This is a genomic window from Kribbella sp. NPDC050124, from assembly GCF_044460355.1.
In the GTDB taxonomy this organism is placed as follows: domain Bacteria; phylum Actinomycetota; class Actinomycetes; order Propionibacteriales; family Kribbellaceae; genus Kribbella.
In genome coordinates this window covers 1-14,213 of sequence record NZ_JBITJU010000035.1, presented here as the reverse complement: position 1 = coordinate 14,213, position 14,213 = coordinate 1, and the positions used below count along the sequence as shown (strand labels likewise).

14 protein-coding genes are annotated in these 14,213 nt (G+C 69.0%); 9 read left to right on the top strand and 5 right to left on the bottom strand.

Translation table 11 applies throughout. From position 1 onward, the window contains the following. Positions 1 to 23: 23 nt before the first annotated feature. Positions 24 to 1,004, bottom strand: a complete 981-nt coding sequence (locus tag ACIBL3_RS43095; protein ID WP_396359806.1) for a GDSL-type esterase/lipase family protein — start codon at positions 1,002 to 1,004, stop codon at positions 24 to 26. A 53-nt stretch (positions 1,005 to 1,057) separates the two neighbouring features. Next, on the bottom strand, positions 1,058 to 1,864 hold the full coding sequence (locus ACIBL3_RS43090; RefSeq protein WP_396359805.1) for a TrmH family RNA methyltransferase: 807 nt from the start codon (positions 1,862 to 1,864) through the stop codon (positions 1,058 to 1,060). A gap of 444 nt (positions 1,865 to 2,308) precedes the next feature. Between ACIBL3_RS43090 and ACIBL3_RS43085 the strand changes: the two genes are divergently transcribed. Genes ACIBL3_RS43085 through ACIBL3_RS43070 form a run of 4 tightly spaced genes read left to right on the top strand, consistent with a single transcriptional unit; the run spans position 2,309 to position 7,959 of the window. Then, positions 2,309 to 3,499, top strand: a complete 1,191-nt coding sequence (locus ACIBL3_RS43085; RefSeq protein WP_396359804.1) for a hypothetical protein — start codon at positions 2,309 to 2,311, stop codon at positions 3,497 to 3,499. After that, positions 3,496 to 4,125, top strand: coding sequence for a hypothetical protein (locus tag ACIBL3_RS43080; protein WP_396359803.1), 630 nt, complete (start codon positions 3,496 to 3,498; stop codon positions 4,123 to 4,125). Before ACIBL3_RS43085 ends, ACIBL3_RS43080 begins: the two co-directional genes overlap by 4 nt. Then, a complete protein-coding gene (locus tag ACIBL3_RS43075) occupies positions 4,118 to 4,840 on the top strand; it encodes a hypothetical protein (protein WP_396359802.1) in 723 nt (240 codons plus the stop codon). The genes ACIBL3_RS43080 and ACIBL3_RS43075 overlap by 8 nt, the downstream gene beginning before the upstream one ends. Continuing rightward, entirely contained in the window at positions 4,837 to 7,959 is a 3,123-nt protein-coding gene (locus ACIBL3_RS43070) for a chromosome segregation ATPase (RefSeq protein ID WP_396359801.1), read from the top strand. Before ACIBL3_RS43075 ends, ACIBL3_RS43070 begins: the two co-directional genes overlap by 4 nt. Here ACIBL3_RS43070 and ACIBL3_RS43065 read toward each other — a convergent pair. Then, positions 7,956 to 8,906, bottom strand: coding sequence for an AraC family transcriptional regulator (locus ACIBL3_RS43065; RefSeq protein WP_396359800.1), 951 nt, complete (start codon positions 8,904 to 8,906; stop codon positions 7,956 to 7,958). The two genes, ACIBL3_RS43070 and ACIBL3_RS43065, sit on opposite strands and share 4 nt — an antisense overlap. A 73-nt stretch (positions 8,907 to 8,979) precedes the next feature. Between ACIBL3_RS43065 and ACIBL3_RS43060 the strand changes: the two genes are divergently transcribed. From ACIBL3_RS43060 to ACIBL3_RS43050, 3 genes are all read left to right on the top strand, one after another. Further along, positions 8,980 to 9,705, top strand: a complete 726-nt coding sequence (locus ACIBL3_RS43060) for a hypothetical protein (RefSeq protein WP_396359799.1) — start codon at positions 8,980 to 8,982, stop codon at positions 9,703 to 9,705. An 11-nt stretch (positions 9,706 to 9,716) separates the two neighbouring features. Continuing rightward, positions 9,717 to 10,769 carry an aldo/keto reductase gene (locus ACIBL3_RS43055; protein ID WP_396359798.1) on the top strand — a complete coding sequence of 351 codons (1,053 nt, stop codon included), beginning with the start codon at positions 9,717 to 9,719 and terminating at the stop codon, positions 10,767 to 10,769. A 333-nt stretch (positions 10,770 to 11,102) separates the two neighbouring features. Continuing rightward, a complete protein-coding gene (locus ACIBL3_RS43050; protein ID WP_396359797.1) occupies positions 11,103 to 11,753 on the top strand; it encodes a hypothetical protein in 651 nt (216 codons plus the stop codon). On the opposite strand, the gene ACIBL3_RS43045 is transcribed toward ACIBL3_RS43050, so the two are convergent. Next, positions 11,750 to 12,247 carry an AAA family ATPase gene (locus ACIBL3_RS43045; protein WP_396359796.1) on the bottom strand — a complete coding sequence of 166 codons (498 nt, stop codon included), beginning with the start codon at positions 12,245 to 12,247 and terminating at the stop codon, positions 11,750 to 11,752. The genes ACIBL3_RS43050 and ACIBL3_RS43045 overlap by 4 nt on opposite strands. A gap of 71 nt (positions 12,248 to 12,318) precedes the next feature. Between ACIBL3_RS43045 and ACIBL3_RS43040 the strand changes: the two genes are divergently transcribed. Further along, on the top strand, positions 12,319 to 12,612 hold the full coding sequence (locus ACIBL3_RS43040; RefSeq protein WP_396359795.1) for a helix-hairpin-helix domain-containing protein: 294 nt from the start codon (positions 12,319 to 12,321) through the stop codon (positions 12,610 to 12,612). A 152-nt stretch (positions 12,613 to 12,764) separates the two neighbouring features. Continuing rightward, complete coding sequence (locus tag ACIBL3_RS43035) at positions 12,765 to 13,751, top strand: GlxA family transcriptional regulator (protein WP_396359794.1); 987 nt, start codon at positions 12,765 to 12,767, stop codon at positions 13,749 to 13,751. Positions 13,752 to 13,926: 175 nt separating this feature from the next. Here ACIBL3_RS43035 and ACIBL3_RS43030 read toward each other — a convergent pair whose 3' ends face one another. Next, on the bottom strand, positions 13,927 to 14,076 hold the full coding sequence (locus ACIBL3_RS43030; RefSeq protein ID WP_396359793.1) for a hypothetical protein: 150 nt from the start codon (positions 14,074 to 14,076) through the stop codon (positions 13,927 to 13,929). Between the last annotated feature and the right edge of the window lie 137 nt (positions 14,077 to 14,213).

The following is a 14,213-nucleotide window of genomic DNA, read 5'->3' as shown; positions in this document are numbered from 1 at the left end:
CCGGTTCCTCCGTGCAAGGCCCGTCAGGAGCTGCGGCGCAGGGAAGTGTGCGTCTCGAGCGCGGTGATGAGGTGGTCGGCGAGCTTGGCGTGGCCGGCGACGGAGGGATGGATGCCGTCGGTCGTGTCGACGTCGGTGATCCAGCCGGTCGAGTCCACCAGGACGAGGTTGGGGTCGTCGAGCGACTTGACCGCGGCCTGGATCACGTCAGCGTGCTTGCCGTTGAACGGGGTCACGGACACGATCGTCGTCTCCGGGTACGCCGTACGGACCCGCCGTACGAAGTCGGCGTACTGCTCCGGCTCCAACGTCTCGTCGTTGACGCCGAGGTTCACCACGACCACGTCGGACGGCTCCACGCGTTCGGACGGCGAGCCCGCGAAGTTCCAGCCGAACGACTCCATCCCCGGCGGCACGTCGCCGTTACCCGGCCGCAGGATGCCCTGCCGCCCGAAGCCGACCTGGTACGACGTGGCACCGAACGCGCGCGCGGTCAGATAGGCGTACGACGCCGTACCGTCGGCGCCCTCGGACTCCGGATGGGTGCTGAGCGCGAGTACGCCCTGCGTGATCGAGTCGCCGTAGAACTCCAGCCGCGGACCGCCCGGGCGACCGCTCAGCCGGAGCCGGGCGTTAACGTCGAGCACCAGCCCGGCGAACACGACCGCGCACTCGAACGGCGGGTTCCACCGGTTGACGTGCTCGTTGACGTCCTTGACCACGATCTCGACCTGGTGCCGACCGTCCGGCGCGGACAGCTCGATCACCGGGTCGTCGACCACGTGCAGCGCCGGCTCACCGTCGTCGACCGTGATCCACAGGTGCGGCGCGACGGTGAGGCCGGCGGTGTCGAAGAGCAACTGCAGCCGCTCGCCGGCGAAGGAGAACGAGATCCGCGAGCCGGAGTTGACCGTGACCGCCAGCCCCGGTTCGTGTCCCCACTGGCCTTCCAGGACGATGCGGGGATCTCCCGGCGCGACGACCTCACCTGGCTCGAACGGCACGTCTCACTCCTCAGTCTCCGGATAGCGGGGCGGGTGCAATTCTGCCTGGCCGGTCACCACCCGGCCTTCCGAGCCCGCGCTTCGAACAGCAGGATGCCCGCCGACAGCGCGACGTTCAGCGAGTCCGCCTGGCCGAGCATCGGGATCGAGACCGCCTCGCAGCCCTGCTCGTGCCACGCCTTCGACAGACCGCTGCCTTCCGAGCCGACCACGAACGCGGTCGGACCGTCGTACGCGCCACCGCGGTAGCTGCCGGTCGCCGCCGGGTCGGCCAGGTGGATGCGGAAGCCGTGGCCGTGCAGCCAGTCGGCCGCTTGGCCGATCTCGTCGAACTCGAGGACCGGAGTCGACAGGATGGTCCCGCGGCTGGCCGAGTACACCGCGGGGTGGCTCGGACGCGCTCGGCGGCTGGTGAGGACGAGGCAGTCGGCGTTGGCCGCGTCGACGGTACGGATCAGGGTGCCGAGGTTGCCGGCGTACTCGACTCCGTCCGCGACCAGGACGAGCGAGGAGCCGGTGAACCGGAACGTGTCCGGGCGCCAGGTGGGCAGCCGGACGACCGAGATCAGGCCGTCGGACCGGGTCTTGCGTGCCAGCCGGGTGAGTAGCTTCTCCGAGATGCGGTAGACCTCGGCCGCGCGTTCGGCGATCCGCTCGGCGGCGTACGTCGTACCGGCCTCGGGGCACCAGAAGAAGGCGTCGATCGGGGTGTTGGTGGTGAGTAGTCGGTCGTGTTCCCAGGCGCCCTCGATCATGATCCGGCCGGGTACGCCGTCCTTGCGTACGGCGAGCAGGTCGCGGACTTTGGGGTGTTGCGCGCCGATGGAGCGCGGGTTGGGGACAATGCGGTGCACAGTCATGTGCCAGCTCCGTGAGGAGAGAATCAGCAAGCGCGCCGGGGACCCTGTCGCGGGCCCGCACCGGCGTGGCGAACGCCCGAAGGCGCCGTGGTCTGAGCGCGGTCTACCTGGACCGCTCAGCCAAGAATTCTCTTCACGCTCGGATGGTAGGCACCTCCCTCACAGCCAGTCACCCGGTTTTCCACAGCCCAAGTTGTCCACAGCCGCCGGCCAACCCGGCTTTGGTCTGTCGGCGCGCACCCCAACCTCCTCTGCCCTGTCTTTGTCCACAGGTGCCGGTGAACCCGGTTTTGGTCTGTCGGCGCGCACCCCAACCTCCTCTCCTTTGTCTTTGTCCACAGGTGCCGGAGAACCCGGTTTTGGTCTGTCGGTGCGGGTGGTTAGAGTCCTTCTCCTGTTGCCGATTCGCTCGCGCAGGCGGCTGCACACACGGGAGGAGTAGCGATGGACGCGACCTTGCTGGACGCCGAGGCCGAGGCGGCCGTGCTGCGCGTCTACCGTCAGGTCTTCGCCGTGCTCGCCCGCGAAGCCGGCGCGATGATCGTCGACCCCGACCTCCTCGACGTCGACCAGGCCATCCTCGACGCGTTCGCCGAAGCCGGCAGCGACGGCCTCACGGTCGAACAGGCCACCCTCGCCTGCCGGTCCTATCCGCACGACGTGATCGTGCGGCGCTTCGACGTCCTCAGGCAGTACGGCGCGATCACCAAACTCGTCGACCGTCCGAACGAGCTGCGGCACCGCGCCGCGTTCGCGCCGTACGTGATGCTGATGTTCCTGCGCCGGATGTCGGTGCAGGGCGGCCAGGCGGAGCTGCACCAACTACTCACCCTGGAGGCGCACAGCGTCAGCGACCCCAGCGCGACCGAGGACGACGGGCAGGCCTCGATCGAGCGGCTGACGAAGGTGTTCCGCCTGCTCGGCAACGAGCTCGCGATCCTGGTGTCGACCAGCACCACCGCCCAGCTCCGGGAGAACGCGCAGCTCGCCTGGGGCAACGAGCGACTGATCGAGCAGGCCGAGAAGGTCCACCGGATCGTCCTGGAGCGATGGCCTGCCCTGCATCGCGCCTGTACGTCGCTGCGGATGGCGCTGGCCGCCTACGCCGACGCCGTACAACTCGCCGCAGGCCGCCTGGTGGAGCGAGCCGGTACGACGCGTGCGCTCGGACTGCTGCCTATCGAGACGTGGCTCACGTTCACGCGCACCAGCGAGCCCGACGTACTGGCGAGTGTCCTCGACGGCCTGTTGTTCGATGCGGCCGCGCCGGACTTCTCGCCGCAGACCATGGTGGAGGCAGTCGAGACCGGACGCCGTACGGGCTCCGCCCGGATGGCGCCGCCGCGGCCGACCGAGGACACGGTCGCGCCGGAGTCGGCGGCGGCCACGGATCGCGAGGAGCTGCGGGCCGAGGCCGAGCGCGTGCTGGCCGGACGCCCGTCGGTCGACATCGTCGAGGTGGTCGACGCGGCCGGCGACTGGATCACGGCCCGGCGTGTGCTGGCTGAGCTGACGGCAGCGCATCTGCACGACGAGCTCGACTACGAGCTGGTGTGGTCGGACGGCATGCGGATTGACCCGAGTGCGGGGACGCCGTGGGCGACCGAAGGCGTGTTCCGGCGGGTGACGCGATGAGTTCGCCGTCTTCGGAGGCCGTGGAGCGCCGGCTCCTCAACGCGTTGTGGTGGGCGAAGGTGCAGTCGGCGGGTCCGCTGGAGGTCGAGCCGGACACCCCTGCCGTGGCGGGACTGACCCGCGCGACGTCGCAGGACGGGTCGACGGTGTGGCTGGTGCCGACGCTGCCTTCGGGTGCTGGTCACACAGTGCTGGAGGAGATGGGCACTCCCCCGGTCGCCGTCGAGCAACCGAACGAGACGGCTCGCGTCCTGTCCATCTGCGTCGCCTGCTGCTGGACTGACCGCAGCGGTCCCGCCTGGCCGGGCTCCGTGGGCACGCTCGCCCAAGTCAGGTCCGTGTACGCCGGCATGCGCGGCCGCCCGGAACAGTCCAGCGACCTCACCCTCATCATCGGCAGCCTCCGCCGCCTCCACGCCACCCACTGGCTCCTGTGGAACGAGAAGTCCGCCGAGGTCCGCCTGGGTCCCCGCACCGTCACCTGGACTGCCACCGACCTCTCCACACTCCGAGACCTCTGCCGCCACCTCCCCGACCCGCCGCCCGCAGTCCTCACCAGCGCACCCACCCCCGAGCCGGATCACGACCCACTCCCCGCCGCTGAGCCGGAGGCGGCTGATGAGTGAGCAGCATGTGCTGTTCGATCCCTTGCTGCAGGACTTGAGCGATCGGGCGCGTGACGAGGTGCTCGCAGCCTTCAGTGCGGTCCAGTACGCGGCACACCCGGTGGCCGAGGTGCAGTTGGCCGGTCTGCGCGACGTGACGCTACGTCGACATGTCGCACGAATGCTCAAGCTGATCGGCCGGACACTCGTGCACGTCGACGGCACCCACTGGACGTCCGGCTACGCCGACGACATCGCGGCAACGCTGACCGCGCAAGGCTGGCAGCCGCTGTCGGTCGTCGACCGCGCGGTGCTCGTCCTCGTGCTGATCCACTCCGTCGCGATCCCCCGCAGCGAAGGAATCCTGACCGGCGACAGCTGGAAGTCGGCTCGCCCGACCACCGTCGACGAGCTGCGCACCACCAAGATCAGCAGCGAGGAACGCCGCCTCGCCCTTCAACGCCTCCGCGCAGCCGGTCTGATCCAACTGTCAGGCGACCACTCCGGCGGCCCCAGCTACATCCCCGGCCCGCAACTCCAGCGCCTGACACCGGCAGCCCGCCGCCGCCTCCAGGACCAACTCATCCTGGCCGCGGCCCCAGCCAGCCCCATCGCCGAAGCCATCCGAGCCCGCAACGGCACCTGGACAAAGCCGGCCGACGACGTAACCACAACGAGCAGCACGACATCGACTGAGCAGGCGGCTGACGGCCGTACCGGGGAAGGGATGGCATGAGCACTCCGGTGGAGGACGGCCCGTTCGACATTCTCGGGTCGAAGGTGCTGCTCGGCGTCCAGGTCGTCGACCTGTCGCGCCTGTCGACGCACCCGATTCCGATGGTCGGCCAAGGGCTCGTGACGGTGGCCGGCCAAGGCCCGACCGACTCGAACGGCGCCGGCAAGTCGTCCTGGATCGCGGCGCTCAGCTTGCTGCACGCTGACGACCAGTGGCGCCTGACCAGTGGTGCGCCCGGCGCGGCCGAGCTGCTGTTCACCGCCGAGGCCGCCGGTCAGGAGGGCAACTGGTCGAACGTCGACCGCGGCTACATCGTCGGCGTCTTCTCCGATCCCGAGCTCACCGACCTCGCCGACATCGAGGCGGCCGCGATCACCGTGTGGATCCGGATCAACCGCAAGGCGTCGTACATCGACCTGCGCTGGAAGAACGGCCTGCACGTCCCGTACGGCGCCACCGAGGCCGAGCGGGCCGCCGGCGCCGACGCGCTCTGGGCAGCCCTGCCGCACTCGAACGGCCGCACCGACTTCCACGCGAACAAGCTGTCCACCGTCCTGTACGGCGGTCAGGTGCGCTGCGTCTCGTTCCTGTCGACGTCGGTCCGGTCGAGCCCGACCGCGAACCTGCTGGCCGAGCCGCTGAACGAGCTCGGCCCGGCGCGCATCTTCAACGCGATCGCAACCCTGACCGGCCTCGACCACGAGCTCGAGCAGGAGCAGGCACACCGCTCCGCGGAACACACCCAGCGTGAAGCCACCAAGCAGGCGACCGCCGACCTGCAACGGTGGGAGCAGGAGATGGCCGCGGTCGAGGCCGGCATCCTGCAGCGGGCCGCGGCCCGGGACGCGCTGGCCGCGGCGAAGGAGTCCTGGCAGGCTAGATGCGCCCGGCACCTGATCGACGGCGACGCCCGGAACAGCGAGATCCTGCAGGAGCTCGCCGTACTCGACGAACGGGTCGCCGAGCAGGAAGCCCGCCGGGAGGCGGTCGACGCCGAGATCGATGCCTTTGGCAACGAGGAGGTCCTGCTGCGGGACGTCCAGCTGACCCGGCAGCAGCGGGACAAGCTGGACGCGCGGGACCGTGAGCTCGACCTCGCCCAGCGTTCGGTGCGTGAGCAGCTCGAGCGCCTCGGTCAGGAGCACCGTCGGCTGCTGGACGCGGGGCGTTCGGCGGACGGCCGCGATCTGGCTGCCGCCGGCGAGGAGCAGGACGAGGCCCGCGCCGTACTCGAGGAGCACATCGGGCGCGACCACGCGGCCCGGTCCGCCGTCGACTTCGCGACCGCCGAGCTGCGCGAGGCGGAGAGCGGTCAGACCGTGTCGGCGCCGCAGCAACAGGTGCTGGAGAACGCAGGGCTCGAGTGCGGTGCGCTCACCGACATCACCGAGCTGTCGACGGCCGAGCGTGCCGAGTGGGAGCCGCGGCTCGCGCCGTACCGGGAAGCCGTCGTCATCGACTTCGGCGACGCCGCAGTCGCGTCGGCGGCGCTGGCGGACGCCGGGTACGCCGGATTCCTGCTGGTGCTCGCAAATCGGCCCGGCGCCGCCGGCAAGGGCAAGCGTGGACCGAAGTCGGCCGACAAGCGGTTCAACCTGGACGGGTTCTTCGCGGCGATCGGTGAGCGCGCGACCAAGGAGAACATCGACGACGTCGCCGGCGTGGTGGCCGTTGGCCAGTTCGACGAGCCGCTGACCGGCCGCACTGTCCGGATCGAGGCTGCTCGCCGCCGCCTCGAAGCCGCGGTCGAGGCCCGTGCCGTCGCATCCGCAGCCCTCGAACAGGCGCGTGCCCGAGTCGAGCAGGCAGAGCGCCGTACGGCGGCCGCCCGCGCACTCGCCGAGGCCGAGTCGGTGCAAGAGCAAATCCTCGCCCTGCGGGAGTCGATCGACCGGCACGAGACCGATCGCGACTCGCTCGCGCCGCAACTCCAGGCCGCGAAGGAGTCCGCCGAGGCAGCAGCCGGCCAGCAACTCGTCCGCGACGAACGGCTCAAGAACCTCGAGGCCACCCGCCGCGACCACGAGCGCCTTCTCGACGACCTGACCGCCCGCCGATTGACGCTCCTCGAAGAGCAGACGTCACTCGACCTCGCGACTCGCACCACCGCGTGGGGTTTCACGCCGGCGGAGGCGGAGGAGTTCATCCTCGGACTGCCTGACGACGCACAACGCCGTACGACGGCCGACTGGAACCACCAGGCCTGCACGCAGATCGACGACGTCATCCGCCGCTGCTTCCCGAACGCCCGATCGCGCGAGGAGATCCCGACCGAGCTGTGGGAGATCCTGAACGGCCCGGACGGCTGGACGAACGGCACCCTCGGCGTCCGCGTCGGCCTGGTCCCGGCGCTGCACCGGACGCTGAGCAGCCACCTCGCGCAGCACGAGACATTCGACAGCCTGCAGCAACAGCAGATCGCCAGCCAGCGAGCCGAACGCAACGCAGCCCTCGAACGCGCCCGCGAAGGACTCGGCGAGGCCGAGAGCACCGCCCGCGCGCACCGCGCCTCCCTTGCCGACGGCATCAAAGCGCGACTTCGCCTGGTGTCACAGGAGTTCGACCGGCTCGACCAGCAGTACGGCGGGTACGGCGCGAAACTCGAGTTCCCCGAACCCGACCCGCCGGCCGAGCCGGACAAGCCGTGGCGCTGGACGGTCACGCCGAAGTGGCGGCGTTCGGAAGGCGGCCCGTTCTCCGCGTTCAACGTGAAGGGCAACACCGCCCAGATGGACGAGAAGGCGGTCAAGCTGGTGTGCGCCGCGGCGCTCGCTGGCGGCTCGGACCGTCCGCTGCTGCTCATCCTCGACGAGCTCGGCCGGAACCTGGGTTCCCAGCACCGCCGCGAGGCCGTCGCCCTGTTCGAGCAGATCGGCCGCGACCGCAACATCACGGTGATCGGCGCGCTCCAGGACGACATGGAACGCTACGCACTCTCGTCGTCCCGCCTTTACGTCAAGCTCCGGCGCAGCTCCGACACCATGCCGTACAACCAGGCGCCGGTCGTCAAGGGCAACGAGGAGTACGCCGCCCGCGTCGAGCTGCTCCGAAGTTGGCTGGAGTCCTACCGCGGGACGACGCCCACCCTGGAGTTGGCGGCGCCGACGCTGACCCCTTAGAGCGCTGACTCGATGGGCGAGTCTTCCGGCACCTCGTTGCGGACGCGGTGCCGGTAACGCAGCGGGGACTCGCCGACCTCACGCTTGAACGCCGTGCTGAACGCACTCTCCGACGCGTAGCCCAAGTCGGACGCGAGCGAACCGACGCGAACGTCGTCGTCCTTCAAAGCACGCTGAGCCAGCAGCATCCGCCAGCGGTTGAGATAGGTGAGCGGCGGTACGCCGGCCACGGTCCGGAACCGTTCGGCGAACGACGTCCGCGACATCGCGGCGGCACGTGCCAGTTCCTCCAGCCCCCAGGACTTCCCAGGCTCGTCATGCATCAGGCTGAGCGCCGGCCGAAGCCGTACGTCGGTCAGCACCCGGAGCCCTCCCGGCCGCAGGTCGCCCTGCTCGATGTAGGCGCGCAGTACCTCGAGCAGCACCAACTGGCTGTGTTGCCGGATCGCGAACGCGGATCCCAGTCGGTTCGACGTCACCTCGTCGTACAGGCGGTACAGACTCCCCCGCAGGTTCGCCGCCGACGACGCTGATCCGCGCACGTGTCCCACCGGTGGAAGCGCCTGCGAGAGCAACGCCTGACCGGCCGGGTTGAGCTCGATGCGACCGCCGATGACGATGTCGTCGGTCTCGCTGTCGGCGCCGATCAGGTCCGGCGAGGGAAAGCCCGGCTCGGGCTCGATCTCGCGGCGCGGTCCGTCGCCGGTGCCGCCTTCGAGCTCCAGCCAGGACCGGCTGTTCAGCAGGGCGACGTCACCCGGCTCGAGCTCGATCGGCTCGATGCCGTCGGAGCTCAGCCGGGCCTGGCCCGACACCACCGCGATGAACTTGAACGGCTCGCTGAACAGGCCGCGGGTCACCCAGGGACCGCGCATCGCGAAGCCGCCCGACATGAGGCCGCGCACCTCGACGAGGTCGAACACCTCGGACAGCTGATCGGTGGCCATCTCCGTACTCTCGCGCAAAAAATACGAACTGACAACTATTCAGAGTCCGGGCTCAGCCCAGCAGACTGGCGGCATGACCCAGAAACACCATCCCCTCGGATCGGGGTTCACCGCCGCCTCCACGGCTGACGAAGTCCTCCGCGGCATGGACCTGTCCGGCACGAACGTCGTCGTCACCGGCGGCCACGCCGGAATCGGACTGGAGACCACGCGCGCACTCAGCAACGCCGGCGCGGCAGTCACCGTCGGCGCGCGCGTGGTCAACGTGACGTCCGGCGGTCACCGGCTCTCGGACATCCGCTGGGACGACCCGCAGTTCAACACCGGATACGACCCGCTGCTCGCGTACGGCCAGTCCAAGACGGCCAACGTGCTGTTCGCCGTCGAGTTGGATCGCCGGTGGGCCGACGAGTCGATCCGCGGGTACGCCGTACACCCGAGCGTCGTCGTGACCACGAACTTGGGTCGCTCGATGCCTGCGGACCAGAAGCGAGCGATGAATCTCGCCATGGAACTGATCGACGACTCCGGTCGCCCGATCATCGACCCGGCCCAGGAGAAGAAGACCGCGCAGCAGGGCGCTAGCGCCAGCGTGTTCGCGGCGACCAGCCCGCTGCTGGCCGGCCTCGGCGGCGTCTACCTGATGAACAACGACATCTCACCGCTGGACGAGTACGCGAAATCCATTGCCTTCGGCGCCGAGCCGGTCGTCGAGTCCACCGTCGTACCGCACGCCCCCGACCCTGACTCGGCGCACCGGCTGTGGGAGCTGAGCGAGCAACTGATCAAGTCGAACTGAGGAGAATCTTCATGCGATACCGCACTCTTGGACGGACCGGCATCAAGGTCAGCCCGTACGCACTCGGCGCGATGATGTTCGGCGCCGTCGGCAACCCGGACCACGACGACTCGATCCGGATCATCCACCGCGCCCTGGAGGCCGGGATCAACTTCATCGACACCGCCGACATGTACTCCCGCGGCGAGTCGGAGGAGATCGTCGGCAAGGCGCTCAAGGGCCGGCGCGACGACGTCGTACTCGCGACCAAGGCGCGCTTCCCGGTCGACTTCGACCCCAGCGGGGCGACGCCGGCCGTCCCCAACCGCTCGGGCGCGTCCCGCCGGTGGCTGATGCGTGCGCTCGACGACTCGTTACGGCGGCTCGACACCGATTACGTCGACCTGTTCCAGATCCACCAGCCGGACCCCGACACCGATCTCGAGGAGACGCTGTCGGCGCTGACCGACCTGGTACGCGCGGGCAAGGTTCGGGCGATCGGTACGTCCTCGATGCCGGCCTCGGACCTCGTCCGGTCGCACTGGATCGCCGAGCGGCGTGGCCTGACCCGGTTCCGTACCGAGCAGCCGCCGTACTCGATCCTGAATCGCGGCATCGAGCGCGAGGTCCTGCCGGTGGTCGAGGAGTTCGGCATGGGAACGCTGGTGTGGAGTCCGCTCGCGGGTGGTCTGCTCACCGGCCGCTACCGCAAGGATCATCAGAACAGCACCCACCGGTCGCAGTTCGGCTTCCGGCACCTGACCGACGAGCGCCGCCTGGACGCCGTCGAGGAACTGATCTCACTGGCCGACGACGCCGGGATGCCGCTCACCCACCTCGCGATGGCGTTCGCGATCACCCACCCCGGCGTCACGTCCGCCATCATCGGCCCGCGCACCATGGACCAACTGGACGACCTCCTGGCCGGCGTCGACGTCACCCTCACCGACGACGTCCTCGACCAGATCGACAAGATCGCCCCACCCGGCACCGACATCGGCACCCTCGACATGGCCTACAACCCGCCCGCGATCCACCACCCCCACCTACGCCGTCGGCACCTCGCCGACCGCCCCGCCGCCTGACCAATTGACAGACCTACCGCGGTCCCCTGCCGCGGTAGGTCCGTCAGTATTCCCCGTCATCTCGAGCCCTCGGCAGACCTGCGACCACATCGCACAGGCGCCTCCCCGCGGTAGCGCTCCCAGGCGACGCACCCATGACTTCAGTCATGTATTTGCCAAAACCGGACCCCGGTGCTTACCCCGGACCCGATGGTGCTTCAGACTGGACCGGTGGAAGCCCCAGAGAACCGCACCGACTGCTTACGGCGGGTAGGCGGAACTCTGGCCAACCGTCCGACCACCGGCGTACCGTCTGCTGCGCAGGTCCGGTCGGCTCGTGATCGGAGGGCGTGAATGGCATCGTGGCTCCTCCGCGCCCAGTGGACCCACCGTGACGAGTCCGTCGAGCACCGCGCTCTCCGGGTCGGCCGTACGCTGACCGCGGTCGCTGTCGCGTTCCCCGACGTACACAACTGGACTCAGGACGAGCGCTGGGGCTACCACGTCCTCGAGGCCGACGGCTCGACCCCGCTCCAGGAGATGGTCGAGGCCACCACCAAGGTCCTCGCCAACGGCTCGAGCACCACCCGCCTGCACCTGCAGAGCACCGGTGACCTGCCCTGGCTGTTCGACCTGTCGATGGGCGGCACGCTCACCACGGTCTCCGACCAGCTCACCCTGCACTGGAGCGACGAGGACGCCTTGGTCCAGTCCGAACGCTTCGCCCAGGTCCTGCGCGCGGTCGTGTCGATCTGGGAACCCGAGTGGGCAAGCATCGCGGACACCGAGCTCGCCGCGGCGGCTGGGGTGTTCCGGCGCGGGATCCCGATGATGGGCTGGCTGACGTACGTCCGCGGTCTGGTAGCCGGTGCCCACGGCATCGACATCGAGCTGACCCCGTTCGAACGTGGCACTCTCCTGCAGGCTCCGGTCGCTCCCGCCGACCTCACGCCGGTCCACATCTGCGCCGCCGCCGCGCTGGTCGGCATCGCCCCTGAGAGCTAGTCGGCCAGTACGCCGGTCACGACAGCCTGCTGATCCCATCGCGCCAACTCGGCGGCGTCTGGTGCCTGGAACTTGGAGTTGTAGTCCTCCAGCTCCTCGCGGGTGATGTGGAACGTCCCCTCCGGCAGCGCCGCGTTCCGAGCTGCCAGCCGCTCCCACAAGACCTCGAACGGCGGGTTCAGTACGACGATCTCCGCCAGCGCACCGAGTGCGTGCGCGCGGTTGCGGAACATGTCCCGCTCGGTCTCGGACCAGCAGCCGTAGTCCAGGATCACGTTGACGCCCAACGACAGCGCGCGAGCAGCGACACTCCAGAACAGCTGCGACTCGAGTACCCACCGCCGCCCGCCGTCCTCGCTGACCCCGAACAGCGGATCCATCCACTCGTCCGGCGTGAACCTCAGTGCCCCGCGTTCCTCCTCCAACTGCCGAGCCAGCGTCGTCTTCCCTGCTCCGGGCAATCCGACGATCAACACCATCACCGCACGCTGCATACCCGAACCCTACGAACCACGACGTCCGAAACCTTCAAGACAGGTCCGCGCGCCCCGGTCAGGATCGACCCATGGCCTCGAACCTCACCGACCTGATGAACGTCGGCACCTCGGTCGCCGCGTACTTCGAACGCGCCGGAATCACCCGCATCGACCAGTTGGCCGGCCAAGACCCGCTCGACCTCTACGACACCATCTGCCGAATCGACGCCCGCCGACACGACCCCTGCCTCCTAGACACGATCATGTCCGCAATAGACCAGGCCAACGGCGAACCATCCCGCCCCTGGTGGACCTGCACACCCCATCGCAAACAACTCCTACAACCCGCCACCACCTCGACGGCGCGGGATCGCCGGGCCTGAGAGCTGATCGGCAAGCCAGCCGAGCAGAGCCAACAGCAGGACCGCGATCGGGTAGACGACGAGCTGGACAAGAATGAGCACGCAGATCATCGTCGCGAGGCTCGACCTTGCTCGACAGCGGCAAGAATGCCCTCCTGCGATAGATTCTGGCCATGCATCGTGTTGCCGTCGTCGTCGCCGATCACGTGAAGAGCCTCGAGCTCGCGATTCCGGGCCAGGTATTCGGGACGGCCCACTCACTCGACAAGGCCGAGGGCGCAGTGTTCGGCACTCCGCTGTACGACGTGGTCTTGTGCGGGCAGCGACCCGACATGGTGGTGTGCGGCCGCAGCGGAGCGGAACTGTTCCGGATGACTGCCCCCCACGACCTGGCCGAGGCCCTGACTGCCGACACAGTGATCGTGCCGGGTATCCGCACGGACCGCTCACCGGCGGCCGAGGTGACCGAGGTCCTTCGAGAGGCGCACAGTCGTGGCGCGCGAGTCGCTTCGATCTGTTGTGGCGCCTACATTCTGGCCGCCGCCGGACTGCTTGACGGACGACGGGCGACAACGCACTGGACCTCCGCCAGGGACTTCGCGAAGCGGTTCCCCCGTGTCGAGGTCGACCCGAACGTACTGTTCGTCGACGAAGGCGATGTGCTCACCTCCGCAGGCGCGGCGACCGGACTCGACCTCTGCGTCCACATGGTGCGCAACGACTTCGGAGCAGCGGTCGCAGCCGAGACCGCCCGCCACATCGTGATCCCACCCCAGCGCGCCGGCGACCAGGCCCAGTTCATCATGCACCACGAACCCACCGCCGACAGCGGCTCCCTCGAGCCCACCATGCGCTGGCTGCGCGACCACCTTGGTGAACCGTTGACGCTCTCCGACATAGCCCGACAAGCCGCCATGAGCCCGCGCACCCTCAACCGTCGCTTCCGCGAGCAAACCGGAACAACACCGCTGCAATGGCTCCTCAACCACCGAGTCCGCCACGCCCAAGAACTCCTGGAAACCACGACCCTCTCGATCGAAGAAATCGCCACCCACTGCGGCTTCGGCACAGCAATCAACCTCCGCCAACACTTCACCCGCCGCCTACACCTATCCCCCACCACCTACCGCCACGCCTTCCAACCCCACCAACCCACCTAACCCCCAAGAACCACCCCGCCAAAAACCGGGTGGCCGCCGTCGGTCCGGCGGCGCATGTACTGGCGCTCAGCCGGTATACCGCCCACTCGGCAAGCACCGGCTTCGGCATCAGACAGTTGCCGAGTGAGCCGCTCGGGGATGGCGCGCCTGAGCGAGCTGCTGCGTGAGGGGCGGTTCATGACGCACCGGCCGTGACAGACACGGCGGCGGCAGGTCGCGGAGTACGGCCACGGCGGCGGCAGGTCGCGGAGTACGGCCACGGCGGCGGCAGGTCGCGGAGTACGGCAGCACCCTGGGCCCGTCCGCCGGCCAGCTCCGACACCATGTGCGACTGCTCGGGCCAGCAACTGGCGGTGAGCTGGCGGTAGAAATGTTAAGGGCCACCCCAAATCGGGGTGGCCCTTAACAGTGTGAATGTCCGGCGGCGTCCTACTCTCCCACGACCTCCCGGTCGCAGTACCA

Coding starts and splice junctions, on each gene's coding strand:
- ACIBL3_RS43090 (WP_396359805.1), bottom strand. CDS start 1,864: ATGACTGTGCACCGCATTGTCCCCAACCCGCGCTCCATCGGCGCGCAA.
- ACIBL3_RS43085 (WP_396359804.1), top strand. CDS start 2,309: ATGGACGCGACCTTGCTGGACGCCGAGGCCGAGGCGGCCGTGCTGCGC.
- ACIBL3_RS43080 (WP_396359803.1), top strand. CDS start 3,496: ATGAGTTCGCCGTCTTCGGAGGCCGTGGAGCGCCGGCTCCTCAACGCG.
- ACIBL3_RS43075 (WP_396359802.1), top strand. CDS start 4,118: ATGAGTGAGCAGCATGTGCTGTTCGATCCCTTGCTGCAGGACTTGAGC.
- ACIBL3_RS43070 (WP_396359801.1), top strand. CDS start 4,837: ATGAGCACTCCGGTGGAGGACGGCCCGTTCGACATTCTCGGGTCGAAG.
- ACIBL3_RS43065 (WP_396359800.1), bottom strand. CDS start 8,906: ATGGCCACCGATCAGCTGTCCGAGGTGTTCGACCTCGTCGAGGTGCGC.
- ACIBL3_RS43060 (WP_396359799.1), top strand. CDS start 8,980: ATGACCCAGAAACACCATCCCCTCGGATCGGGGTTCACCGCCGCCTCC.
- ACIBL3_RS43055 (WP_396359798.1), top strand. CDS start 9,717: ATGCGATACCGCACTCTTGGACGGACCGGCATCAAGGTCAGCCCGTAC.
- ACIBL3_RS43050 (WP_396359797.1), top strand. CDS start 11,103: ATGGCATCGTGGCTCCTCCGCGCCCAGTGGACCCACCGTGACGAGTCC.
- ACIBL3_RS43045 (WP_396359796.1), bottom strand. CDS start 12,247: ATGCAGCGTGCGGTGATGGTGTTGATCGTCGGATTGCCCGGAGCAGGG.
- ACIBL3_RS43040 (WP_396359795.1), top strand. CDS start 12,319: ATGGCCTCGAACCTCACCGACCTGATGAACGTCGGCACCTCGGTCGCC.
- ACIBL3_RS43035 (WP_396359794.1), top strand. CDS start 12,765: ATGCATCGTGTTGCCGTCGTCGTCGCCGATCACGTGAAGAGCCTCGAG.
- ACIBL3_RS43030 (WP_396359793.1), bottom strand. CDS start 14,076: ATGGTGTCGGAGCTGGCCGGCGGACGGGCCCAGGGTGCTGCCGTACTC.